The 22,640-nt window shown below is 58.2% G+C and carries 20 protein-coding genes and 1 pseudogene; 8 read left to right on the top strand and 13 right to left on the bottom strand.

What is annotated here, in order from left to right:
- Nucleotides 1-168 precede the first annotated feature (168 nt).
- Nucleotides 169-981: a pyrroline-5-carboxylate reductase gene (gene proC, locus LC417_RS21875; RefSeq protein WP_033779682.1), complete on the top strand. Its 813-nt coding sequence runs from the start codon at nt 169-171 to the stop codon at nt 979-981.
- A 61-nt stretch (nt 982-1,042) separates the two neighbouring features.
- Here the strand turns inward: proC and LC417_RS21870 are convergent, their stop codons facing one another.
- The 3 genes and pseudogenes from LC417_RS21870 to iraP all read right to left on the bottom strand — a co-directional run bounded on the left by LC417_RS21870 (nt 1,043) and on the right by iraP (nt 3,444).
- Complete coding sequence (locus LC417_RS21870) at nt 1,043-2,569, bottom strand: FAD-dependent oxidoreductase (protein ID WP_223566353.1); 1,527 nt, start codon at nt 2,567-2,569, stop codon at nt 1,043-1,045.
- 205 nt (nt 2,570-2,774) lie between these two features.
- The gene (locus tag LC417_RS21865; protein ID WP_223566352.1) at nt 2,775-3,077 is read right to left on the bottom strand and encodes a PsiF family protein; all 303 of its coding nucleotides are present in this window, start codon (nt 3,075-3,077) and stop codon (nt 2,775-2,777) included.
- Nucleotides 3,078-3,192: 115 nt separating this feature from the next.
- Nucleotides 3,193-3,444: pseudogene (iraP, locus tag LC417_RS21860) on the bottom strand (anti-adapter protein IraP).
- 601 nt (nt 3,445-4,045) lie between these two features.
- On the opposite strand from iraP, the gene LC417_RS21855 reads away from it, so the two are divergent.
- Nucleotides 4,046-7,183, top strand: a complete 3,138-nt coding sequence (locus LC417_RS21855) for a beta-galactosidase (RefSeq protein WP_223566351.1) — start codon at nt 4,046-4,048, stop codon at nt 7,181-7,183.
- Here the strand turns inward: LC417_RS21855 and LC417_RS21850 are convergent.
- The gene (locus LC417_RS21850) at nt 7,065-8,339 is read right to left on the bottom strand and encodes a multidrug efflux MFS transporter (RefSeq protein WP_255602099.1); all 1,275 of its coding nucleotides are present in this window, start codon (nt 8,337-8,339) and stop codon (nt 7,065-7,067) included. The genes LC417_RS21855 and LC417_RS21850 overlap by 119 nt on opposite strands.
- 435 nt (nt 8,340-8,774) lie before the next feature.
- Between LC417_RS21850 and LC417_RS21845 the strand changes: the two genes are divergently transcribed.
- Nucleotides 8,775-9,026, top strand: a complete 252-nt coding sequence (locus LC417_RS21845) for a biofilm development regulator YmgB/AriR family protein (RefSeq protein WP_010255246.1) — start codon at nt 8,775-8,777, stop codon at nt 9,024-9,026.
- A gap of 9 nt (nt 9,027-9,035) precedes the next feature.
- Here the strand turns inward: LC417_RS21845 and LC417_RS21840 are convergent, their stop codons facing one another.
- The 3 genes from LC417_RS21840 to LC417_RS21830 form a co-directional block, all read right to left on the bottom strand.
- Nucleotides 9,036-9,356 (bottom strand): hypothetical protein, encoded by a 321-nt coding sequence (locus LC417_RS21840; RefSeq protein ID WP_033756735.1) that lies wholly within the window; start codon nt 9,354-9,356, stop codon nt 9,036-9,038.
- A 155-nt stretch (nt 9,357-9,511) separates the two neighbouring features.
- The gene (locus LC417_RS21835; protein ID WP_010255242.1) at nt 9,512-9,808 is read right to left on the bottom strand and encodes an I78 family peptidase inhibitor; all 297 of its coding nucleotides are present in this window, start codon (nt 9,806-9,808) and stop codon (nt 9,512-9,514) included.
- 272 nt (nt 9,809-10,080) lie between these two features.
- Nucleotides 10,081-12,684, bottom strand: coding sequence for an EAL domain-containing protein (locus LC417_RS21830; protein WP_163762682.1), 2,604 nt, complete (start codon nt 12,682-12,684; stop codon nt 10,081-10,083).
- Nucleotides 12,685-12,897: 213 nt separating this feature from the next.
- On the opposite strand from LC417_RS21830, the gene LC417_RS21825 reads away from it, so the two are divergent.
- From LC417_RS21825 to LC417_RS21815, 3 genes are all read left to right on the top strand, one after another.
- Complete coding sequence (locus tag LC417_RS21825; protein ID WP_010255238.1) at nt 12,898-13,548, top strand: CPBP family intramembrane glutamic endopeptidase; 651 nt, start codon at nt 12,898-12,900, stop codon at nt 13,546-13,548.
- A gap of 172 nt (nt 13,549-13,720) precedes the next feature.
- Complete coding sequence (locus LC417_RS21820; RefSeq protein WP_003850083.1) at nt 13,721-13,891, top strand: hypothetical protein; 171 nt, start codon at nt 13,721-13,723, stop codon at nt 13,889-13,891.
- A 99-nt stretch (nt 13,892-13,990) separates the two neighbouring features.
- On the top strand, nt 13,991-14,221 hold the full coding sequence (locus tag LC417_RS21815) for a hypothetical protein (protein ID WP_031292783.1): 231 nt from the start codon (nt 13,991-13,993) through the stop codon (nt 14,219-14,221).
- Between the two features lie 115 nt (nt 14,222-14,336).
- Here LC417_RS21815 and yniD read toward each other — a convergent pair whose 3' ends face one another.
- The 6 genes from yniD to LC417_RS21785 form a co-directional block, all read right to left on the bottom strand.
- Nucleotides 14,337-14,444 carry a small membrane protein YniD gene (gene yniD, locus LC417_RS21810; RefSeq protein ID WP_022625163.1) on the bottom strand — a complete coding sequence of 36 codons (108 nt, stop codon included), beginning with the start codon at nt 14,442-14,444 and terminating at the stop codon, nt 14,337-14,339.
- Between the two features lie 121 nt (nt 14,445-14,565).
- Entirely contained in the window at nt 14,566-14,994 is a 429-nt protein-coding gene (locus LC417_RS21805) for an OsmC family protein (protein WP_022625164.1), read from the bottom strand.
- Between the two features lie 58 nt (nt 14,995-15,052).
- Nucleotides 15,053-16,240: an FMN-dependent L-lactate dehydrogenase LldD gene (lldD, locus tag LC417_RS21800; RefSeq protein ID WP_187496337.1), complete on the bottom strand. Its 1,188-nt coding sequence runs from the start codon at nt 16,238-16,240 to the stop codon at nt 15,053-15,055.
- Nucleotides 16,240-17,013 carry a transcriptional regulator LldR gene (gene lldR / locus LC417_RS21795; protein WP_010255231.1) on the bottom strand — a complete coding sequence of 258 codons (774 nt, stop codon included), beginning with the start codon at nt 17,011-17,013 and terminating at the stop codon, nt 16,240-16,242. The genes lldD and lldR overlap by 1 nt, the downstream gene beginning before the upstream one ends.
- Nucleotides 17,010-18,665 (bottom strand): L-lactate permease, encoded by a 1,656-nt coding sequence (gene lldP, locus LC417_RS21790; RefSeq protein WP_010255230.1) that lies wholly within the window; start codon nt 18,663-18,665, stop codon nt 17,010-17,012. The genes lldR and lldP overlap by 4 nt, the downstream gene beginning before the upstream one ends.
- A gap of 205 nt (nt 18,666-18,870) precedes the next feature.
- Nucleotides 18,871-20,040 carry a cyanate transporter gene (locus tag LC417_RS21785; protein WP_223566350.1) on the bottom strand — a complete coding sequence of 390 codons (1,170 nt, stop codon included), beginning with the start codon at nt 20,038-20,040 and terminating at the stop codon, nt 18,871-18,873.
- Nucleotides 20,041-20,127: 87 nt separating this feature from the next.
- On the opposite strand from LC417_RS21785, the gene LC417_RS21780 reads away from it, so the two are divergent.
- Nucleotides 20,128-20,988 carry a LysR family transcriptional regulator gene (locus LC417_RS21780; RefSeq protein ID WP_223566349.1) on the top strand — a complete coding sequence of 287 codons (861 nt, stop codon included), beginning with the start codon at nt 20,128-20,130 and terminating at the stop codon, nt 20,986-20,988.
- A 90-nt stretch (nt 20,989-21,078) separates the two neighbouring features.
- The gene (locus LC417_RS21775) at nt 21,079-22,467 is read left to right on the top strand and encodes an amidohydrolase (RefSeq protein ID WP_223566348.1); all 1,389 of its coding nucleotides are present in this window, start codon (nt 21,079-21,081) and stop codon (nt 22,465-22,467) included.
- The last annotated feature ends 173 nt before the right edge of the window (nt 22,468-22,640 follow it).

Below are 22,640 nucleotides of genomic sequence, written 5' to 3'. Positions count from 1 at the left end.
CATGATTCCTTACAGTCAGAGAAGAGTAAGATCTTGCCGGGTTCCCCCTAAATGGCAAATTTTATTTGCGGCGTGCTTTCCAGCCTGCGCCCGGCTGACTTGTTATTCAGGCTGGCTGAAGTAAGCTAGCTCACTGAGAAAAACGAATAATGTCCTAAGGAGATGGCGATGCTGGCAAAGAAAATCGGGTTTATCGGCGGGGGAAATATGGCGAAAGCCATTATCGGCGGACTGGTCAACAGCGGCAAAATCGCCCCGTCTGATATCTTCGTTTACGATCGCAAAGCAGAGACCAACCAGGCGATGGCAGAGCAGTATGGCATCAACGCAGCCGAGAGCGCTGAAGCGCTGGCGCGTGAAGTGGACATCCTGTTCGGCGCGGTCAAACCCAATGTCATTCTGAAAATCTTAAAAGAGCTGACAGGCAGCCTGAAAAAAGAGGCGCTGGTGGTGTCGATTGCGGCTGGGGTGACGCTCGATTCGCTCTCATCGGTGCTGGGTTACGATCGTAAAATTGTCCGTGCGATGCCGAATACTCCCTCGCTGGTCAGCGAAGGCATGACCTCGGTCACGCCCAACGTGCTGGTTGAGCAGGCGGAAATCGACGAGGTGATAGCGATTTTTGAGAGCTTCGGCAAAGCGGCCGTGGTGGATGAATATCTGATTCACTCCGTGGTCGGCGTCAGCGGTTCTGCGCCGGCCTACGTGTTTATGTTTATCGAAGCGATGGCCGATGCGGCCGTACTGGGTGGCATGCCACGCGCTCAGGCCTATCAGTTTGCTGCTCAGGCGGTGAAAGGGGCGGCGCAGATGGTGCTGACCACCGGAAAACATCCGGCTGAACTCAAAGATATGGTCTGCTCCCCAGGCGGCACCACCATCGAAGCGGTGAAAGTGCTGGAAGAGAAAGGCATGCGCTCGGCGGTGATGGAAGCGATGCTGCAGTGCATGGCGAAGTCAGAGAAACTGAGCCGCAGCTAACAGAGTGAGTGTTGTTGCGCAAGGCGGCCCGCCACGCTGGCTGGCCCGCCTTGCTACCGGCTTAACTGATGTGCGCCTGACAGAGCGCCACCGCGTCGGCAAACGTCATCGGCTGCTGCATCCGCTCCACCAGCTCAGCGGTCAGCGTATACATGCCGCATGAGCAGATTGCCGCCAGCCTCCCCTGCTGGCCATAAAACGCCATAAACTTTTTATCCTCCAGCGAGCCGAGCAGCTGGAATGAATCCCATTCTTTGGCATGGCCCAGATACTCATAACGGGTGCCATACTGCGTAGTCCAGAAGAACGGCACACGATCAAACGCGACGGTCTGGTCCAGCATATTCCATGCGGCGGTTTGTCCCTGCTGATGCGCGACGCGATAGTGTTCAATGCGCAGCGGCCCCTGCGCCGACGGATACGTGGCGATATCTCCCGCCACCCAGATATTGTCAGCGACCCGCAACTGCTCATCCGCCTGCAGGCTGCCATCCTCTGCCAGCGGGAGATCGTGGATAAAGTCGGTAGCCGGTTCGACCCCGGTGGCAAACAGCACCACCGTCGCGTCCAGCAACCGTCCGCCCTTGAGCTGCACGCCACTCACCCGCTGGTCGCCCTGTAAGGCTTCGATCTCGCCCTGCACCCACTTCACACCGTTCTGCTCATGCAGCTGATAGAAATAGCGGCCAATCTGATCGCCAAACTGTTTAGCAAAGGGCAACGCCTGTCGGGCGATTATCGTCACGTCAATGTCACGATTACGCAGCGCCGACGCCAGTTCGGTGCCGATAAAACTGTTGCCGATAATCACGATTTTATGGCTGGCATCTACCGCCTGAAGCAGCTCATCGGTCTGCGCTTTGCTGCGCAGCAGATGGACCCCATCGAGATCGCTGCCCGTCAAATCGGGGCGGACTGGCGTCGCGCCGCTGGCGATCAGCAGTTTGTCGAAGGCGAGCGCCTCGCCATCCTCGAAGATCAGCCGTTGCTGCTGGGCATCCAGGCGGCTCACGGTAGCCTGAAGTCGTTCAACGTGATCCATCACATCCGCTTTCAGCAGCTGCGGCACCTCGCTGATATCCATTTTGCCCGACGGCACAAATTTGGTCAGCGCGGTGCGGTCGTAAGGCGCATCCGCTTCCCGCTCAACCAGAATCACGCGGCCTTTGAAGCCTTCATGGCGCAGACGCCACAGCGCCGCGCTGCCCGCCGCCCCACCACCGAGCACCACATAGACCGGTGCTTCTGCCCCACTGCCAATCGGCGCCGCGGCGGACATCGCTTTCGGATTCACCAGCACCCGGCCCTCTTCAATGCGCAGCGGATACTGTTTGAGATCGGCTAACGCCAGCGGTTCACACATTTTTCCACTGGCCAGATTAAACGCGGCTTTGTGCCAAGGACAGACCAGCCGATCGCCGCAAATCGCGCCCTGCTCCAGCGGCGCGCCTGCGTGCGGGCATTTCGCCTGATAAGCACGTACATTGTCGCCTTCGCGGATCAGCAACACTTCCACCTCGCCGAGCGTTTTTTTAACCGGCTGGCGCTGGGGCAGATCGTTCAGGTCGACGGTAAATTGATAGTTCACGACATGGCTCCTTTAACGGTTCTTGTCTTGTGCTGCGCGGCAAAACAGAGTGCTGCGCAAATCCCCACAAACAGTAAGTGTGGCAAAAGAACCGGGAAGCCTGGCGATGAATGCTTATCAGAAGTTTAACATGCTGTTATATAAGGGAATTTAATCAGCATTGCGCGGGAAGGAGAAGCGGCCACCTGCGTGGCCGTGGGGATAATCAGCTTTTTTTCAGGCACTGGCTCATAAAGGTTTTACGCGCATCGCCCGCCAGTTTTTTATCACCAGCTTCGCCGTTACAGCTTTTCATTTTCATCTGCTGCGGTGACATCTGCGACAGCTTGCTGTCCTTTTTCAGGCATTCACTCATAAAGGTTTTGCGCGCATCCCCTTTAAGATCCTGTGATTTAGCATGCTGGTTACACATCGTCATCTTCTCCTGCTGCGGGGTCTTTTCCGCCGCACCGGCCAGTCCACTGACCAGCAGGCACGCAATCATCATCGCCATTAAACCGACTTTCATCTTGTTATCTCCACAGTGGATTGTCCTTTGTTATTCTGGCAGCGAATAAGCAAAGCGGAAAATGTTTCAGGTCAAAGTGATGTGAAGATCCCATTCCAGTCTGGCACTGGGATTGTTACTGACGAGGATGTCTGAGTAACTTTTCGATGTAATTGCGCAGCAGTTGCGCATTTTCATCTTCGGCATCGGCCACATTGTCTATTGCGGTTTCAATACTGGTGGTTATAGCCAGATGTTGTTGCGGCTCCAGCTTGCGAACCAGCGCGGTAACAACAATCTCCAGCGCTTCGATTTGCGCCATCTGCTCTTTGGCTGTCGCCTCTTTTTAAGCCAGCTTTACCAGCAACTCAGCAATCAGGTTTTTCATGCTGTTATCTCAGCGGTGGAGAAAAGCTGAAATTATCACCACGCTGGTTAAAAAAACAGAGGGTAACTGCTACTTTTTTCAGTGAGTTAGCCCGCATTCCTCACCGTCTGCTCAGACGATTCCGGCTAACCTTGCGAGCGAAACGTTTTCCCTGCAATCAACGCTATGGTTAAACGTTTCGCCCGCCCGAAATCGGTCTTTTGCTTAGCGAGGCTCGACAAATCCGCGGCCTGGTCCGCCGCCGTGTCCGCCCCAGCCACCGCCACCGCCGCCTGGAGGCGGGAAAATACATCCGCTTAATGCAGTAACCAATGCCACAACGGCAGCCAGCTTAAAGATTCGTACCATATCTACCTCAGGGTGATGAAATCGGGCTGAGTGTATGGAGCCACCTGCATGGCGACAAGTGAGATTCTTCCGCATCCGGCGACTATTCATCTTTGCTGACCAGGCTTAACGATTTACCACCATTAAGGCGGCACAATCTCAACATCCCGGCTGGATTACAGCACAAATTATTTGTGCAAATCGGGAGGGTGAACACTTTACAGGCGGCGTAATTTTGCGCATTGTGAGCGCATTACATTTACAGGATATAAACATGACTCTCTCTCAGGCTGCTTTCAGTGACATCCTCTCCCGGCGCGACTGGGAAAATCCGGTCGTGACCTCGCTGCATCGGCTGGATGCGCACCCGCCATTCGCCAGTTGGCGAGATGAAGCAGCCGCGCGGGATGACAGCCCCTCAGCGTCACTGCAGAGCCTCAACGGAGAGTGGGGTTTCCGTTATTTTACGCAGCCTGAAGCGGTCCCGGCCAGCTGGTTACTGCAGGATCTGCCGGACACTACGACCCTTCCGGTTCCGGCCAACTGGCAGATGCACGGCTTCGATGCCCCCATTTATACCAACGTGCAGTATCCGATTCCGGTCAATCCTCCGCTGGTACCCACAGAGAATCCAACCGGATGTTACTCGCTCACATTCAGCACTGACGCAGCCTGGCTGGATAATGGGCAGACACGCATCATTTTTGACGGCGTAAACTCGGCCTTTCACCTGTGGTGCAACGGACACTGGATTGGCTACTCTCAGGACAGTCGTCTGCCCGCTGAATTCGACCTGACGCCTTATCTGCGGCCGGGCAAAAACCGGCTGGCAGTAATGGTGCTGCGCTGGAGCGACGGCAGTTATCTGGAAGATCAGGATATGTGGCGAATGAGCGGTATTTTCCGTGATGTCACGTTAATGCATAAACCGCAGGTGCATCTGGCAGATGTTCAGCTGGAAACCCGGCTCAGCCCGGAGTTTTACCGTGCCGAATTGCGTGCCCGGGTCCGTGTTGCTCTGCCAGCTGACGTCAGCTCGCGCTATCAGCTGCGCCTGACGCTGTGGCAGGGTGACCAGCAGATTGCTCAATGTCAGCAGCCGCTGGGCAGTGCCATTATTGACGAGCGGGGTCACTATCCCGAACGCGCCCTGCTCAGCCTGCCGGTGGAACAGCCTGCGCTGTGGAGTGCCGAAACACCCCACCTCTATCGCGCCACGCTGGCGCTGCTGGATGAGAATCAGCAGCTGATCGAGGTGGAAGCCTATGATGTCGGCTTCCGTCAGGTCACCATCGACAACGGACTGCTCTGTCTGAACGGCAAGCCGCTGCTGATCCGCGGCACCAACCGTCATGAACATCATCCGGAGCGCGGTCAGGTGGTGGATGAGGCGACGATGCGCCGCGACATCGAGCTGATGAAGCAGCACAATTTTAATGCGGTGCGCTGTTCACACTATCCTAATCATCCGCTCTGGTACCGGTTGTGCGATCAGTATGGGCTTTATGTGGTGGATGAGGCCAATATCGAAACCCACGGCATGCAGCCGATGAACCGGCTCTCCGATGATCCCCGCTGGTTTGCCGCCTATAGCGAACGCGTGACGCGCATGGTGCAGCGCGATCGTAATCACTGCAGCATTATTATCTGGTCGCTGGGCAATGAGTCAGGACATGGTGCCACACACGATGCGCTCTACCGCTGGGTAAAAAGCAGCGATCCAACCCGTCCGGTTCAGTATGAAGGCGGCGGTGCGGATACCGCTGCTACCGATATCATCTGCCCGATGTATGCCAGGGTTGATGAAGATCAGCCCTTCCCGGCGGTGCCGAAATGGTCGCTGAAAAAGTGGATCGGTCTGCCGGGTGAGACGCGTCCGCTGATCCTGTGTGAGTACGCGCATGCCATGGGCAACAGCTTTGGCGGTTTTGCTAAGTACTGGCAGGCCTTCCGCCAGTTTCCGCGTCTGCAGGGCGGCTTCGTCTGGGACTGGGTTGATCAGAGCCTGACCCGCTATGACGATCAGGGCGAACCCTGGCAGGCCTACGGCGGCGATTTTGGCGATAAACCCAACGATCGTCAGTTCTGTATGAACGGGCTGGTATTTGCCGATCGCACGCCGCATCCGGCGCTTTATGAGGCGCAGTGCGCCCAGCAGTTCTGGCAGTTTGACGTCGATCCCGGCGATCCGCTGAGCTTTACGGTCAGCAGCGACTATTTGTTCCGCCACAGTGACAACGAAGTGCTGCGCTGGCGCATCGAACAGGCGGGTCGTGTAGTAACGGAAGGAGAAGTGCCGCTGGATATCGTTCCACAGGGCCAGCAGCGGATCACGCTGCCGTCACCGCCAGCATTACAGGGCGAATGCTGGCTGAACGTCGCGGTTCATCAGATTCAACCGACCCAATGGAGCACCGCTGGCTGGCGTGTCGCCTGGCATCAATGGGCGCTGCCCTCGTCGCTGGCGCTGCCATCAAAACCGGAAAGTGGCGACGCACCGGGCCTGCACGATGATACCCGTGAGATTGTCATCACCCATCAGCAGCAACGCTGGCATTTTTCACGCCACAGCGGCGAACTGACGCAGTGGTTTGTGGATGAACAGCCCACGCTGCTTTCACCGCTTCAGGACTGCTTTATTCGCGCGCCGCTCGACAATGACATCGGTACCAGCGAAGCGGAACGGGTTGATCCCAATGCCTGGGTCGAGCGCTGGAAAGCAGCGGGTTATGACCAGATGAGCAGCCAGCTGGTGTCGATGACGGCGAATACGTTGCCACAGGCGGTGCAGATTGAGACGCTGCACAGCTGGCTCGCCAATGGCCATATCGCCTTTATCAGCCGTAAACGTTATCTGATCAATGCGCAGGGTGAGTTGCAGTTGCAGCTTTCCGTTGAGCAGTCACGCGGATTGCCCCCGCCCGCGCGCATCGGATTACGCTGTGAGCTGACGCAGATACCACTACAGGTGAGCTGGCTCGGCCTGGGTCCGCATGAAAACTATCCCGATCGCCAGCTGGCCGCGCAGTTTTCCCGCTGGGAGCTGCCGCTGGATCAGCTCTCAACGCCTTATGTTTTCCCGGGTGAGAACGGTCTGCGCTGCGGCACCCGTCAGCTCGACAGCGGCAGCTGGCAGGTCAGCGGCGATTTCGCTTTCTCACTGAGCCGTTTCAGCCTGGAGCAGTTGCGGGAGGCATCACACCGCCACCATCTGCGTCCGGAAGCGGGCTGCTGGCTGCATCTGGATGCCTGCCACATGGGTGTCGGCGGCGATGACTCCTGGAGCCCCAGCGTCAGTCCTGAGTTTTTACTGACTCAGCAGCGCTGGCAGGCTGAACTGACGATTTGTCAGCCGACGCGGGCAGCGCTGTCTTCGGACGCCGGTAAAAGCGCTTCAGAAAAAGCACGTTAATCAGCACGACCACGGCGGTGGCAAAAAAGACCCAGCGGAAACCGGCCACCGCCGACACCGCGGCGCCCAGCAGCGGACCCGCGACATTGCCGAGATACATAAAGGACTGGTTATAGCCGAAGATCCGGCCGGTGATGTTGTCACGCGAGTGACGCACCAGCAGCGTCTGCACCGCGGGCATCATCGCGCCATCGGCAAAGCCCAGCAGAAAACGTAATACCCCCAGCTGTGTCGTGCTGGTGACAAACGACATGGCGATAAACAGCAGCAGCGAGATGACCATCGTTGCCAGCAGGATACGCTGCGTACCGATGCGATCGCCGAGTCGTCCCAGACGAGGCGCGGCCAGCAGTGCAGAGACGCCAGGCAGCGCGGCAATGACCCCGCTAAGAAAAGCGATATTCTCAGCGGTGGGTGCCAGTTCCCGCACAAAGAGCGTCAGGATCGGGTTCACCGATCCGTTGCACATCTGGATCACCATGGTGGTGAAAAAGAGGCAGAGCATCAGTTTTGGATTATCCAGCGAGCGGAAAACCTCGCGTCCGCTGAGCTTCTCCTTTTTACTCACCGGGGTGTAACCGGTCTCCTTGATCAGGAACAGCGTCACCAGAAAGCTGACCATCAGCAGCGCTGCGGTGACAATAAACACCGTACGCAAACCGACCCAGTCTGCCAGCAGCCCGCCCAGCATCGGCCCCAGAATCACCCCGCCAATCTGACCGGTTGAGACACAGCTCAGCGCCCAGCCGCTGCGTTCACGCGGCACCTGAGCGGCCACCAGCGCCATGGCGTTGGGAATATATCCGGAGGTCAGCCCCATCAGGGCACGCAGCAGCAGCAACTGCCAGGCTTCGGTGACAAAAGCCTGTAGCAGAATTACCACGCCCATGCCAAAAGCGGCGCGCAGCAGCATCAGCTTACGGCCTTTGCGATCGGCAAGACTGCCCCACAGCGGGGCTACGACCGCCGAAACCACAAAGGTGATACTGAAGGTAAGACCCGACCAGAGGCTCAGTGATTCGCCACCGGTTACGCCAAGCTGCTCAAGGTAGAGCGGCAGAAACGGGATGATCTGGCTGATGGCCAGGCCGGTAAAAAAGCAGCCAAACCAGACCGAGATCAGGTTTATCTTCCAGGGTTCTATAGTGCGTGGCATGAGCAGATATTTTAAAGAGAGGGAATGCTCAGTCTAACGCGGCTATTCTCAGCGTGACCGACAAAACATGGCACAAATGGCAAAAGACCGGATTCCTCTTTGATTCAGCGCAATCACCGGCGCAAATTTTCCAGCCCGCCGGGTTTTTAGCGCGAAGCACGCGGGCAATGGTCTGGCCGGACGCAATCTTCCCTGACCCGCCCCGTCAATATAGAAAAATATGTCATTCTGTTACTGACAACTCTTCACCCCGCTTCTATGTTTAAAAAACCGCCAGCCGCGGCGGTATAGCAATCTTTTTAATCGGCGCGACATCCTCCGCAAAAAACGGTGCAGACCGTCCGGCTACGCTGAGGCGAACCAGCTTATTTCATGGTTAAACGCCCTTATGCTCAGGTGTAAGGGAGGGGGGTCTTGTTTTAGCGGAGGTGGGTAATGAGAGTACAACCTGACAGCGCCAGCCGTGCTATCAGCGACTATTTTAACAGCCCGGACTGGCGGATACCGCCTGAGTCCGATCTGCTGGCGGTGATTCTGCGTGAAATAATGGAAGCGGGAGAACCCGCCACCAATAAAGCCCTTATTGCGCGGGTGATCGATAAACTGGAAGTGGAAGGCGACGAGACGCAGTTGCAGCGTTATCGCACCCTGCTGGCGCAGTTGATCGACACGCAGCCGGAGGCGTAAACCCACCACCTACTTCACCCAGCGCAATTTATCCGCTTCGCTGATGCTGGCTCGTCCGCTGCTGCGCTGAAACAGGCACAGCTCCCGTCCACGCTTATTTTTCATCTGCGGCTGGGGATAACGTCCCTCCAGCAACAGTGCGCTGTAGCCCGTATTGTCGTCATACTCGATCGCCTCGCCCAGCACCTTTACTTTGCTCAGATGACTGGCGTTAATGCAGGCCTGCACCATCACCTGACGGCTCTTTTGCCAGGCCTCTTCACTGGAAGCCTGCGCCAGTGTGCAGCTGAGTAACAATGCGGGCAGAAGTGCCCCGATTATGCGTTTCATCTTCTCTGCTCCTGTTACGGCCCGAAGCCGCTAAAAAAATTCCCGCCGGGGCGGGAATAAACAAGACGAGCACTATCTATTGTGTGACGAGGAAGTTTCTTAAACGCGCTGCTATCCTCGCCTGCCGTTATGACAAACCTATGACATCTTTGCCGTTAACCACAATAAACTGAGCTGATATTGCCATTTTTGTCAGCCAGGAAGTTCAGCCGGTTAAGGTTGAAGTCCATGGTGACGGCAGAATTATAGGGGATGGCGCGTACCTTCTGTTCGAAGTGCTGACCCTGCAGCGCGGTTAACGGTTTACCGACATAATTCTGAAACTGAGAGGCACCGCAGCGGTCAGCTTCGGGATCCTGCGCCACACTGGCGGTATCGGGCTTAGAGGCAGATTGACAGGCGGTTAATGCAAACAGTCCCACTACCAGCAGCCCTTTTCCATAAAATTTCACGTTTATTCTCCTGTTGGACGTGTAAAACCCTGCCCCAAGAGTAGCAAAGCGCACCTGCTGACCTGAACCCCTAAAAAGTAAAGTTGTTACAGCAGCATTAAACGGGTCGCCGCACAGCTTATCTTTTAAGATTAATCGCACTCATTGCCTAAAAAAAGCACAGCGGATCACTACAATATTAAGAATAGTCTTAGCCCTGTGGAGGTCATGATGGAACTGATTATTTTTGTCGTCTGCGCAATGCTGATGACCGCCGTGGCGGTCAAAGTCCGTTAAATGGGTTCAGCCTGGTTCTGCGCGGTTCTTTCCAGAAGCGTACTGAATGCAGCCAGCGGCATCGGTCGACCGAGGAAGTAGCCTTGCCCCTCTTCGCACGAGAGCTGTTTTAGCTGGTTCAGTTGCGCTTCTGTTTCAATCCCCTCAGCCGTAATTGTCAGGGCAAAGGCGCGTGCCAGCGCAATAATCCCCGCGACCACCGATTGTGCCTGCTGCGACTCCGGGAAATCTTTCATCCAGGAGCGATCGATCTTCAGCCCATTAAACGGGAAGGTCTTCAGGTAGCCCAGGGCCGCATAGCCGGTGCCGAAATCATCAACGGTTAACCTTACCCCGAGTGACCGTAAACCCTGCATCACCTCCAGCGCATGCTGCGGATGTTCAAAGGTCACGTTCTCCGTGATCTCCAGCTCCAGCCGGGTAGCCGGCAGGCCACTTTTCGCCAGCACATCTGCAACCCGCTGCACTAAATCGCTGGTGCGGAACTCCATGGGCGAAATATTAACCGAAACATAGCGATCGCCCCCCCACCCCAGCGCATCCTCACACGCCCGCATCAACACCCAGTCACTGATGGTGGCGATGAGACCGCTCTCTTCCGCCAGCGGAATAAAGTGATCGGGGGTAATCCACTCATCCGGCGCAATCTGCCAGCGAATCAGCGCCTCAGCACCTGCCAGCTGACCCGTCAGCAGTTGATAGCGGGGCTGGTAGTGCAGGCGAAATTCATTGTTCTTCAGCGCTTTCTCAATCCGCCGCGCCATTTCACGCTTATCCTCACGCTGACTGGCCATCTCATTGGCATACCAGACCCACTGATTGCGTCCCGCTTCGCGCGCTTCATTCAGCGCGATATCAGCCATTTGCAGCAGCGCTTCCGGATGGCTGGCATCCTGCGGTACACAGGCAATCCCCATGCTGACGGTGAGATAGTGGACATGCTGGCCGGTGCTGATGGGCTGCTGAACCTCATGCACCAGCTGAGCACAACGCTGATCGACCCGCTCACGGTTCGTTTCACGCAATACCAGCACAAACTCATCGCCACTCAGCCGCGCCACCAGCTCCTGCGGGCCGATACAGCGCTTCAGACGCTGCGCTATCTGGCTCAGCACTTCATCGCCCGCCGCATGGCCCCAGGTTTCATTAATCGGCCTGAACTGATCGAGATCGAGGGTAATCAGCGTCAGCGGCGCAGCGCCATCAGGCAGCTCAAGGTGTAGCGTCAGAAACTCCTGCAGCTGTACGCGGTTCGACAGGCCGGTTAAGACGTCATGACGCGACAAAAAATGAATGCGCGCCTCGGCTTCCATGCTCTGAGTGATGTCCGACACCGTGCCGCGAAACCCGATACGTCGCGCCTCATGCCAGATTGTTTTCGCGACCAGCTGGCCGATACGGCGGTTGCCGTGCGCCGACATAAACTGACAGCGCAGTGGCATCCGTTGCCCCTCCTCCTCCTGACGCTGCAGCCAGGCGACCAGCGAATGGCTGGGATGCGTCAGCAGGTGATCGATGTGACGGCCCAGCCAGTGTGTAATATCGTGGCCGGTCACGGTTTGAAAGCGCGCTGACAGGTAGATGAGGCGACCCTCTTCGTCCGTTTCCCAGATCCAGTCTGACGCTGCCTCAGCGAGATCGCGAAACCGCGCTTCACTGTTGGCCAGCTCCTGCTGACTGATCGCCAGCAGGGCAAAGCGCCGGTCAGAGAGAATCGCATTAGAGAGCGCATGGCGGCTGACGCGATGGGTGATTATGCCAATGATGATCGCCATGAGCATCAGCAGTGGCAACAGAAACCAGACCAGGCCCATGCCAGGCATCTTTGGCGTCCAGCGCAGCACAATCAGATCGCCGCCGGGTAATGGTTGCACCATCCGCGGTTCACGCAGGGCATCCCCTGCACTGACGGGCAGGCGCAGTTCGCGCACATCCAGCGTGGCGCCCAGCGCCTGTAATTTGGCAGGGGTGAAAAGATTCACAAACACCATGACTGACGCTGGCCCCGCCATCGGCGGCATATTCGTCAGTTTGCCGCTGCCGATGGGGGCGGCAACCACAATGGCGGGCAGATGATTAATCAGCGCATCACGGGTTATCGCCGCGTCGTTGCGCTGACGTGCCGCCGCAATCAGCGCTGGAGCCTCTTTTCCCAGCCAGGCTTCCAGCGGCGTATCCACCAGCTGCCCATTAATGACGCTGTACGTGGTGTGACCGTTGCCGTCGACCACGAATACGCCCTCATAGTGATACTCTTCGTAGAGGCCCGGACCAAAGTTCTCTTCGTCATAAGCCCAGACTTTGTTGACCCTGACATGGAGATTGCGCCAGGCTTCGCCCCAGAACGCATAATCCCGGATATCCGTGACCATCGCCTCCTGACGATTTTTCCACGCCTGCTGCATCAGCAACTGGTCATGCTCAACCGATACGCTGTTTTGCCGCTGCGCAATCGTCAGCACCATCAGCATCGAGAGCACCAGCACGCCAAACAGCAGCAGCGAAAGCGTGCGCAGGCTGCGCCGCGTAAAGCGGACAGTGCGGTCTTCAGCGGCATGACTGAATGGAGGCGAGGGTGGCGCCGGAGGGTTAGAAGTCATTAAGAGTGCTCACTACACAGTCAGAGTTTGAGATGACGGGCCTGCAATACAACATGCAGTGCTGACCAGATTAGTTTCCTCAGTTATCGGCTCACGCGCGCGGGTGTTTAGTCTGCGGTAAACATTTTGCGCTTAAATATTGTGTTACAGGCTGACTCGACAGCGATCTGGTGCATTGCTACTATGCGCTAACCTTCGCTGGCAGAGTCGCCTATGAATACCAATTCCGACAGAGTGACACTGACGCTGTTCTACGTCGGCAGCTTTGTGGTCTATTACCTGGTTACCATGCTGATCACGCTGTTCCCTAATTACAGCGTGCTGCGTAATGACGGCCTGCTGGTGCCGGTGCTCTGCCTGTTTGAATTTGCTGTTATCTATCCGCTTTACCGCTTTTACTGCCAGCGCCGCACCGACCTGCCGCTGGGTGAACTCTGCACGCTGCAAACTCTGCTGTTTACTGGCGCGCTATTTGTTCTGATGGCCGCACAGATGCAGTTCATGCAGCCGGAAGGATGGCTGGTGATGCAGGCCCAACAGGGACGCAATTCGCTGCTAATTCTGCTGCTCACCGCCGTGCTGCTCGCACCGGTGTTTGAAGAGGTGCTGTTCCGCGGTTTTCTGTTGCAGGGCTTTCTGCTGTGGGCGCCACGGAGCCGCTTTGCCTGTATGCTGCTGACCTCACTGCTGTTTGCGGTGATGCATACGCAGTATGTGCACTGGCAGACCCTTATCGCCCTGACGCTGTTTTCGCTACTGCTCTGTTACGCCCGGCTGCGGAGTAACAGTCTGGCGCTGCCCATCTTCCTGCACACGCTGAATAACCTGATTGCGCTGCTGCCCGCCTGGTATTTCGCAGGCTAGCGCCAGGCCCGCCCCTTCTGACACACCTTACAGGCCGCCGCATCACACCCTGGCTGGCGGACCATAGCTCACACTGACAATGCCGCCCCGGCACGTTTGTCTATACTGGATGTTAAAAAGGGATAAAAAGCACCACAGTCCGGACCACCAGACCGTGTAAAGGAGAGGATCTATGTTGATAGGATTTGTGTTGTTAGTGAGCGCATGCGGCTACGATGCCTGCGAGGCGCTGCCGGTATCAGAGCGCATCTATCCGACGAAGGTCGACTGTGAAACGATGGCGAACCGCATTCATAAAGTCAGACCGAATGTGGTACTGCTGTGCGGTGAAGTACATCGCTAATTCAGGGCCAGGTTCAATAAAGCAGGGCTGTAACGTTGCAAGCTGACGCTTTAGCGTACAAAATATAAGCTGTTGTTAACCATTATCGTTGTGAATCCCATGAAAACATCACGCCCCCGTCGTCCTGGTGGACGCTGGGTTTACTATCTTTTGTATGATGGCATTCTGTGGCCCTGCCCCGTCCGTTGGGAGTGGGAGAGCAGCTATGGCGGCTGGCTGCCATTTTACTACACGCCAACCTTTGAGTTTGTGGTAGGCGATCCGCGCAAGGCTTATCGCATTGCGCGCAGCGATGTGCGGTCTAAAAGGCGCGAGGATGCCTTTGTCTGAGCGCGTTTATCGCCACGGCAGCCATGAGGCAGTAAGCAGATAGTGAACCGCTTCCAGCACAATAATCACCATTAATAATATGCCCAGCGTGTGGCGGCCAATCCCCTTCATCTGTTCAGGCCCAGATCATGGCAGCCCAGCGAATCAGCAGCAGCGCGCCACAGATGCACAACAGAACCAGCACCATCTTCCAGTACTTTTTGGCTGCCCGGTATCTCGTCACCTCAGTTTCCTCTGGTCAGAAAGCGAAGATGCGCCAGAAGGCGCATCTGTTCCGGTCAGCAACAGGACCGGTGAGGCATAGCATAACGCCCGGGCCGCCAAAAGGCGACCCGTTACCGGCATCAGTTGTTCAGGGTGTAATCCAGCGTAATTTCCGCGTTCAGTACCTGAGAAACCGGGCAGCCCGCTTTGGCTTTATTGATGATCTCATCGAAGGTCGACTCATCAATGCCTGGCAGAGAGATGGTGCTGGTCAGTGCCACTTTGGTGATGGCAAAGCCGTCGCCTTTTTTGTCCAGCGACACGTCGGCCGTGGTATCAATGCTTTCCGGCGGATGACCCGCATTGCCCAGCATCAGCGACAGCGCCATGGAGAAACAGGCTGCATGCGCTGCACCAATCAGTTCTTCCGGGTTGGTGCCTTTGCCGCCTTCAAAACGGGTGTTAAAGCCATAAGGCTGCTGGCTTAGTACGCCGCTCTCGGTGCTGACGGTGCCTTTGCCTTTGATATCGCCTTCCCAATGCGCCGAACCTTTCTTATGAATGGTCATGTCGTTCCTCCTGTTGGTAAAGAAGCTAAGTATAGACAATACATTCATTTTCGCAGGCTCAACTCACCGCGCGGGGACGTGGCGGTGTGCTCTGCGGTGCCAGTAACGCTTCCGCCTGCACCAGCGAATCGCGGGTAATTTCACCGATCGACTTCGCGCCGGTCAGGGTCATGGCAACGCGCATCTCTTTTTCAATCAGCGTCAGCAGGTTTTCTACGCCGCGCTGACCGTGGGTTGCCAGCGCATAGATAAATGCCCGTCCCAGCAGCACGCTGTCTGCGCCCAGCGCAATCATCCGCACCACATCCAGCCCGTTGCGAATGCCACTGTCCGCCAGAATGGCGATGTCACCTTTTACCGCATCGGCAATGGCCGGTAGCGCTCGCGCCGAGGAGAGCACGCCATCCAGCTGGCGTCCGCCGTGATTAGAGACCACGATGCCATCGGCGCCAAAGCGCACCGCATCACGCGCATCTTCCGGATCGAGAATGCCCTTGATCACCATCGGTCCATCCCAGAACTCGCGGATCCACTCCAGATCGCGCCACGAGATAGAGGGATCGAAATTATTCGCCAGCCAGCCGATGTAATCTTCCAGCCCGGTAGGCTTGCCCAGATACGTGGAGATATTCCCCAGATCGTGAGGACGCCCCTGCAGACCCACATCCAGCGCCCACTGTGGATGGGTGACCGCCTGCAAGTAACGACGCAGCGCCGCGTGATTGCCGCTCATACCGGAGTGCGCATCGCGATAGCGCGCGCCCGGCGTGGGCATATCCACGGTAAACACCAGCGTAGAGCAACCGGCGGCTTTGGCGCGCTCCAGCGCATTGCGCATAAAGCCGCGGTCGCGCAGCACATAGAGCTGGAACCACATGGGACGCTTAATCTGCGGGGCCACCTCTTCGATCGGGCAGACCGAGACGGTCGACAGGGTAAACGGAATGCCTTTCAGGTCTGCCGCGCGCGCCGCCTGTACTTCACCCCGGCGGGCATACATGCCGCACAGGCCGACCGGTGCCAGCGCAACCGGCATCGACAGGGTTTCATTGAACAGTTTGGTTTCAAGACTCAGTTCCGACATGTTTTTCAGAATGCGCTGGCGCAGCGCCACATCCGAGAGATCCTCTACGTTGCGACGCAGGGTGTGCTCGGCATAGGCACCGCCATCAAGATAGTGAAACAGGAACGGCGGCAGGATACGTTGCGCGGCCGCGCGATAGTCACTGGCAGCGGAGATAATCATCAGTCAGATTCCTTTGGGTTGCGTGTGTCGTTATCCGGTAAGCGGGTGATGCGCGCCTGACGCGCTTCATCTTCATGCAGGCTTTTCATGGTGGTGTGCACGAATCCCAGATGCTGCATCGCCGCCTGGCGCGCAGCGTCGGCATCGCCAGTGAGGATCGCATCGAGCAGCGCCTGATGCTGTTCAGTCAGGCGGGCGAAAATCGCGGGCTGGGTATACATGCGCTGACGGCTCTGCATCACCGACGATTGCAGCAGCTCAAAAAAACCACGCATGGTCTGCAACAGCACTACGTTGTGCGACGCCTCAGCAATCGCCAGATGGAAGCGCACATCCGCCTGGGCGGCGAGATCGGGATCGTCACTCTCTTTCAGCTTCAGGGTGGCGTCGAAAGCGTACTGCAGCTTCTCTTTGTCGGCGTCGGTGGCGCGCAGTGCGGCGTGCCAGGCGGTGCTGGCCTCGATGGCATGGCGCGCTTCCAGAATGTCGTAGCGGTAGTCGGGATCGTCGCGCAGTAGCTGGCGAATCGGCTCGACGATGCGCTGTTCCGACCAGGGCGCCAGCTGCTGACGGATCCAGGTGCCGCCGCCGCGTCGGCTAATCAGCATGCCGTTGCTGATCAACTGTTGTATGGCTTCACGCAGCGAGGAGCGCGAGACGCCAAGCTCCGCAGAGAGCTGCCGCTCGGCGGGCAGGCGCATGCCCGGCTCGAGCTGATGTTCGGTGATATAGGCCCGCAGGCGCGTCACCAGCGGATCGGCATTGCTGCTCATGGGATCATCCAGGGGAAGACGTAGGCCTGAAGCGTGGTTATCACACCGACCATACAGGTGAAAATCAGGCTGTGTTTAACGGTAAACCGGAACAGGTCGGACTCTTTACCCACCAGCCCGACCGCCGCACAGGCGATAGCGATCGACTGCGGCGAGATCATCTTACCGGTCACGCCACCGGTGGTGTTGGCCGCCACCAGCAGAATATCGGAGACGCCAATCTGCTGCGCGGTCGTGGCCTGTAAAGCAGCAAACAGCGCATTCGATGAGGTGTCTGATCCGGTCAGGAAGACGCCCAGCCAGCCCAGGAACGGTGAGAAGAAGGTAAAAGCGTGGCCGGTGTGCGCCAGCGCCAGTGCCAGCGTCGCAGACAGCCCGGAGTAATTCGAGATAAAGGCAAAGGCCAGTACCATCCCGATAGAGTAGATCGGCAGCGCCAGCTCTTTCAGCGTTTCACCAAAAGTCTGCAATGCTGCCTTTGGCTTCATGCGCAGGAAAATCATCGCCATGATCGCCGCAATTAAAATGGCGGTGCCGGTGGCGGACACCAGATCCAGCTTAAAGATGGCCGGATAAGGGGTTGCAGTGCCGACCACGGGCGGCATCCGCGCCACCAGCTCATTCAGCATCGGCACCGGCATAGCCAGCACCCACTCATAGAGCGCGCCGCCTTTGGCGAACAGCGCTTTAAACGGCGGGATACTCCAGAGCGTGACGGTGGCGGTAAGAAACAGGAACGGCATCCAGGCGCGGATCACCTGCCCCAGCCGATACTTCTGCGGTGGCAGCAACGGATCGCCCTGTTTCGCCTCTGCATCGGCAAAGCGGAAGATGCGAACCGGCTTCCAGACCCGCAGGAACAGCGTCAGCGAAATCAGCGAGGCGAGCGACGAGATAATATCGGGCAGCTCCGGACCCAGGAAGTTGGAGCTGAGGAACTGGGCAATGGCAAACGATCCCCCTGCCACGACCACCGCCGGCCAGGTCTCTTTCACTCCGCGCCAGCCATCCATGATCGCCATAATCCAGAACAGCACAATCAGGGTCAGCAGCGGCAGCTGGCGTCCGGCCATCTGGCCGATGGCAAAACTGTCCAGCCCGGTCACCTGCCCCGCCACAATAATCGGGATGCCCATCGCGCCAAAGGCCACCGGCGCGGTGTTCACAATCAGGCAGAGCCCGGCGGCGTAGAGCGGATTAAAGCCGAGTCCCACCAGCAGCGCGGCGGTAATCGCCACCGGCGCACCAAAGCCCGCAGCCCCCTCCAGAAACGCCCCGAACGAGAAGCCGACAATCAGCATCTGCAGACGCTGATCGGGAGTAATCGACAGGATAGAGGCGCGAATAATGTCGAACTGGCCGGTTTTGACTGAGATCTTGTAGACGAACACCGCGGCGACAATAATCCAGGCAATCGGCCACAACCCATAGAGAAAGCCATACACCACGGCGGCCAGCGCCTGTGCAACCGGCATCTGATAGAGAAACAGCGCCACCAGCAGCGCCAGCACCACGGTGGTGGTGGCCGCCAGGTAGCCTTTCATTTTCAGCTTAATCAGCGCAAAGAAGAAAAAGAGAATCGGGATCAGTGCGATCAGGCTTGAAAGCCAGATATTACCCAGCGGATCGTAGTTTTGTTGCCAGATCTGCATGCCAGTATCTCCAGAGGAAAAGGTGACGTGGCACGCAGCCGCAGCGCTGGTGCCATCTGCCCCGAATTGGTCAGACCAAACCGCTCTGTCGGGGCTTATGGCAACAGATAGTTAACGCATTGTTAACCTGTGGCAACAGAAGATGCGCGAATTTTCCCGGAGTGTGAACCAGAGAAAAATATTGCCGGGATTGGTCGGACCAAAATCAGCGATTCACCTCAGGAAAGGCGTGCTGATAGCTGCGCGGATGGAAACGCAGATTAAGCACGATTAACAGCAGCGTGACCGCCGCCTGCAATAACCAGACGCTGGTGAAGTGACCGGTGAGCGCATGCAACTGCCCGGCGATAAACGGCATGCTGCCTGCGATAATAAAGCCGACGCCCTGCATAAAAGCCACCAGCCTCGCGCCAGCCTGCGGCTGCTCCAGATGATCCAGCGCCAGCACCAGCGCCAGCGGAAATGCCCCGCCCAGCCCGAAGCCCGCAACCCCCGCCCAGAGCCACGGTGCCAGTTGTGGCGCAAACAGGAAACCGAGCATGCCGCTGAACTGCATCGCCAGTGTCAGCAGCAGCAGCGGACGGCGATCGCGGCCCCGCGCCAGCAAGGGCAGCAGCAGCGCACCCGTGACCTGACAGCCGATCATCATGCCAAGCAGTGACCCGCCCGCCTGTGCGCTCCAGCCGAGTTGATGATAAAAATCGGGCAGCCAGGCGACACAGATGGCATATCCGCCGTTCACCAGACCGAAGCTCAACGCCAGCGTCCAGGCGCGGGTTTTCCGCCACAGCGAAGGCAGAGCGGCGGCCTCTGTCCGGGTTGCACGTGGGGTGGTGATAAACAGCCAGAGCAGGAGGGCCAGCACCACCGGCAGCGCCCAGCTGCTCAGTGCGCCCTGCCAGCCAAGCTGCCCATTCAGCCACGGCGAGATCGCCGCGCCAATCCCACCGCCGCCCATCAGCGCCGCTGCCCACAGTCCGGTCACGCCGGCACTGCGGCTGCCAAAGCGCTGACGGATCAATCCCGGCATCGCCATCTGCACAATGCCAATGCCCGCCCCTCCCGGCACAGTACTCAGCACCAGCCAGCCTCCGTCAGCCACAAACAGCCGACTCACCAGCGCCAGCAGCAACAGCAACAGGCCCCCCAGCAGCAGTTTACGCACCGCAAAGCGCTGCATCAGCGGGGCGCTGACTAACGCAATGGCACCCATCATCATCATCGGCACCGCAGGCAACAGCGATGCCGCCAGCGGCGACAGACCGATGCTCTGCCGCAGCTCGCCGAGTAACGGACTGACCGAGGTCATCAGCGGTCGCATATTGAGCCCGGCCAGCACCAGCGCCGCCAGCAGCAGGTTGTTCTCTCTCTTCATCTGAGATCCACACAGTTAAAAGTTGCCAGCCTGGCAGCAGTCGTTACTATCTGGAAATGAAATATTACTCTGCCAGGTAGTGGAAATATGAATCGTCAGCCGATGTTTACTCCGCAACAGCTGCTCAGCTTTGTCGCGGTGTGCGAAACCGCCAGCTTTACCCGCGCCGCCGACCGGGTGCACCTGTCGCAGTCCACCGTCAGCCAGCAGGTGCGACGGCTGGAGGAAATGGTCGGCAAAGAGCTGCTGAACCGCTCCTCGCATCAGGTGCAGATCACCGAAGAGGGCGAGAAGCTTTTAGGCTACGCCCGGCGGATTATCGCCCTGAATGGGGAAGCGCACGATGTGCTGAGTGACCAGTGGCGCGACGGCGTGCTGCGTCTTGGCGTGCCGGAAGATTTCGCCGCGCCCACGGCCGGTCTGCTGGCGCACTTCAGTCGCGACCATCCGCAACTTCGGCTGGACGTGATGAGCGGCATGCAGGTGGAGCTGCGGCGCGCCTGGCAGCGTGAAGAGCTCGACATCATGCTGATTAAACAGCCCGCTGGCGAGCGTCCGCTGGCGTCGCGTCCTGAACCCCTGCTGTGGTTCGATAGCGCAGAGTGGCCCTGCTTTGAGCAGACGCCGGTACCGCTGGTGCTGTTTCCCCAGCAGGGGCTCTATCGCGATGAGGTGTGTCAGACGCTCGACGCACTGGGCCGTAGCTGGCGCATTAGTTACAGCAGCGCCAGCCTGGTCGCGCTGGCCGCCGCCAGTGCGCAGGGTCTGGGGCTGACGTTACTGCCCGCCAGCTGCCGCCTGCCGCAACATCGGGTACTGGGCCCGGAACAGGGTCTGCCGGTGATTGATACCTTCGAACTGGCGCTGTTCTGTCGTCATCCGCAGGATCCGCTGCAGCGCGAGCTGGCGGAATCCCTGGCAACCTTCAGCCAGCTGCGCTGGCAGTGAGATATCGAATAGTCGTCAGTGGAAAATAACGCAGCAGGGTGGAGCGTCGTTTGTCAGATTAAAACCTTGTTCACTTTGCAGGAGCCTCTGATGCCTATTTCCTCTTCGCCGAGCCGTCGTGATTTCCTTGGGCAGAGCGTCCGCTGGACCGCCGCAGGCGGCTTGCTGGCCGCCGGTCTCGGCCAGGCCAGTGCCGCCACGCCATCACCTTTGTCCTCCACTAATCCCGACCAGCCCACCGCCCTGCCCCGGCAGGATCACTATCTGCTGCGCAATGTGCGGCTGGAGGAGGGCTTTATCCGTGAGGATGATGAGATCGTTGCGACCCGGACCGGGCGTTACGACATCAGCGTGCGCGACGGTAAAATTGACCAGCTGACACCCGCGGGTCAGGGTGACAGCACCCTGCCGTCGTGGGATGCACAGGATGCCCTGCTGCTGCCCGCCACCCAGGATATGCATATCCACCTTGATAAAACCTTCTACGGCGGCCCGTGGCAGGCTCCGCGTCCCCGTCAGGGCAAAACTATCATGGACATGATTGCGCGTGAACAGGTGCTGATTCCGCAACTGCTGCCGCACTCTCAGGCGCGCGCCGAAGGGTTGATCGCTCTGCTGCACGCCAAAGGCACCACCCGCGCCCGCAGCCATTGCAATATCGATCCGGTCAGCGGCCTGCAAAGTCTGGAGCATCTGCAGGCGGCATTAGCCCGTCACCCCGCCTTTCCCTGCGAGATTGTAGCCTTTCCCCAACATGGCCTGCTGCACTCGCAGGTCGATGGGCTGATGCGCGAGGCGATGCAGCACGGCGTTGAGTATGTCGGCGGCCTGGACCCCACCAATGTCGATGGTGCCATGGAGAAGTCACTGGATGCGATGTTCCAGATTGCGCTCGACTATCAGCGCGGCGTGGATATACATCTGCATGAAACCTCACCCGCTGGCGTGGCGGCGATTCAGTACATGATTGACACCGTGGCAAAGAATCCGGCGCTGAAGGGCAAAGTGACGCTGAGCCACGGTTTTGCGCTGGCGACCCTGACCGGCAGTACGCTGGATAAGATGATCGAAGGGCTGGCGGAGCAGCAATTCAGCGTCGCCTCTACGCTGCCGATCGGCAAGCTGACCATGCCAATTCCGCAATTACAGGCAGCGGGCGTGAAGGTGATGACCGGCACCGACAGCGTTATCGATCACTGGTCACCGTTTGGCACCGGGAGCATGCTGGAAAAAGCGAATCTCTATGCGCAGCTCTATCGGGGATCGGATGAGTTCTCGCTGTCGCGGGCGCTGGCGATCGCCACAGACGATCGGCTGCCGCTGACAGCCCAGGGTGACCGCCAGTGGCCAGTACCGGGCGATGAAGCGAGCATGATGCTGGTAGCGGCGAGCTGTTCCGCCGAAGCCGTGGCACGGATTTCGCCAGTCGTCGCGACCTTCTCGCGCGGTAAACCGGTGTTTGCGCTGGCATCAGCCTGAAACAGCAGGGCTGCGGACAAAAACGCCGGGAGCGTTTTTGAACAACGCAACGCGTTGGCCCGGCTACGGGCGCACCTCAGGGATGAGGTGCGTAATCGCCCGCGCTGAGCCTTCTCAGCAAATGCGGAGAGATCGAGCCGGCTCAGGCCCGGTTACAGACGACCACCTTACCT

The sequence above is a fragment of the Pantoea sp. OVA07A genome (assembly GCF_019969975.1).
In the GTDB taxonomy this organism is placed as follows: domain Bacteria; phylum Pseudomonadota; class Gammaproteobacteria; order Enterobacterales; family Enterobacteriaceae; genus Pantoea; species Pantoea agglomerans.
Note: the sequence above shows the minus strand (reverse complement) of the source record. Positions and strands in the feature narration are given on the sequence as shown.

What these genes read in the sequence shown, in the direction of transcription:
- proC (WP_033779682.1), top strand. Translation starts at nt 169, where the DNA reads ATGCTGGCAAAGAAAATCGGGTTTATCGGCGGGGGAAATATGGCGAAA.
- LC417_RS21865 (WP_223566352.1), bottom strand. Translation starts at nt 3,077, where the DNA reads ATGAAAGTCGGTTTAATGGCGATGATGATTGCGTGCCTGCTGGTCAGT.
- LC417_RS21855 (WP_223566351.1), top strand. Translation starts at nt 4,046, where the DNA reads ATGACTCTCTCTCAGGCTGCTTTCAGTGACATCCTCTCCCGGCGCGAC.
- LC417_RS21850 (WP_255602099.1), bottom strand. Translation starts at nt 8,339, where the DNA reads ATGCCACGCACTATAGAACCCTGGAAGATAAACCTGATCTCGGTCTGG.
- LC417_RS21845 (WP_010255246.1), top strand. Translation starts at nt 8,775, where the DNA reads ATGAGAGTACAACCTGACAGCGCCAGCCGTGCTATCAGCGACTATTTT.
- LC417_RS21840 (WP_033756735.1), bottom strand. Translation starts at nt 9,356, where the DNA reads ATGAAACGCATAATCGGGGCACTTCTGCCCGCATTGTTACTCAGCTGC.
- LC417_RS21830 (WP_163762682.1), bottom strand. Translation starts at nt 12,684, where the DNA reads ATGACTTCTAACCCTCCGGCGCCACCCTCGCCTCCATTCAGTCATGCC.
- LC417_RS21825 (WP_010255238.1), top strand. Translation starts at nt 12,898, where the DNA reads ATGAATACCAATTCCGACAGAGTGACACTGACGCTGTTCTACGTCGGC.
- LC417_RS21820 (WP_003850083.1), top strand. Translation starts at nt 13,721, where the DNA reads ATGTTGATAGGATTTGTGTTGTTAGTGAGCGCATGCGGCTACGATGCC.
- LC417_RS21815 (WP_031292783.1), top strand. Translation starts at nt 13,991, where the DNA reads ATGAAAACATCACGCCCCCGTCGTCCTGGTGGACGCTGGGTTTACTAT.
- LC417_RS21805 (WP_022625164.1), bottom strand. Translation starts at nt 14,994, where the DNA reads ATGACCATTCATAAGAAAGGTTCGGCGCATTGGGAAGGCGATATCAAA.
- lldD (WP_187496337.1), bottom strand. Translation starts at nt 16,240, where the DNA reads ATGATTATCTCCGCTGCCAGTGACTATCGCGCGGCCGCGCAACGTATC.
- lldR (WP_010255231.1), bottom strand. Translation starts at nt 17,013, where the DNA reads ATGAGCAGCAATGCCGATCCGCTGGTGACGCGCCTGCGGGCCTATATC.
- lldP (WP_010255230.1), bottom strand. Translation starts at nt 18,665, where the DNA reads ATGCAGATCTGGCAACAAAACTACGATCCGCTGGGTAATATCTGGCTT.
- LC417_RS21785 (WP_223566350.1), bottom strand. Translation starts at nt 20,040, where the DNA reads ATGAAGAGAGAGAACAACCTGCTGCTGGCGGCGCTGGTGCTGGCCGGG.
- LC417_RS21780 (WP_223566349.1), top strand. Translation starts at nt 20,128, where the DNA reads ATGAATCGTCAGCCGATGTTTACTCCGCAACAGCTGCTCAGCTTTGTC.
- LC417_RS21775 (WP_223566348.1), top strand. Translation starts at nt 21,079, where the DNA reads ATGCCTATTTCCTCTTCGCCGAGCCGTCGTGATTTCCTTGGGCAGAGC.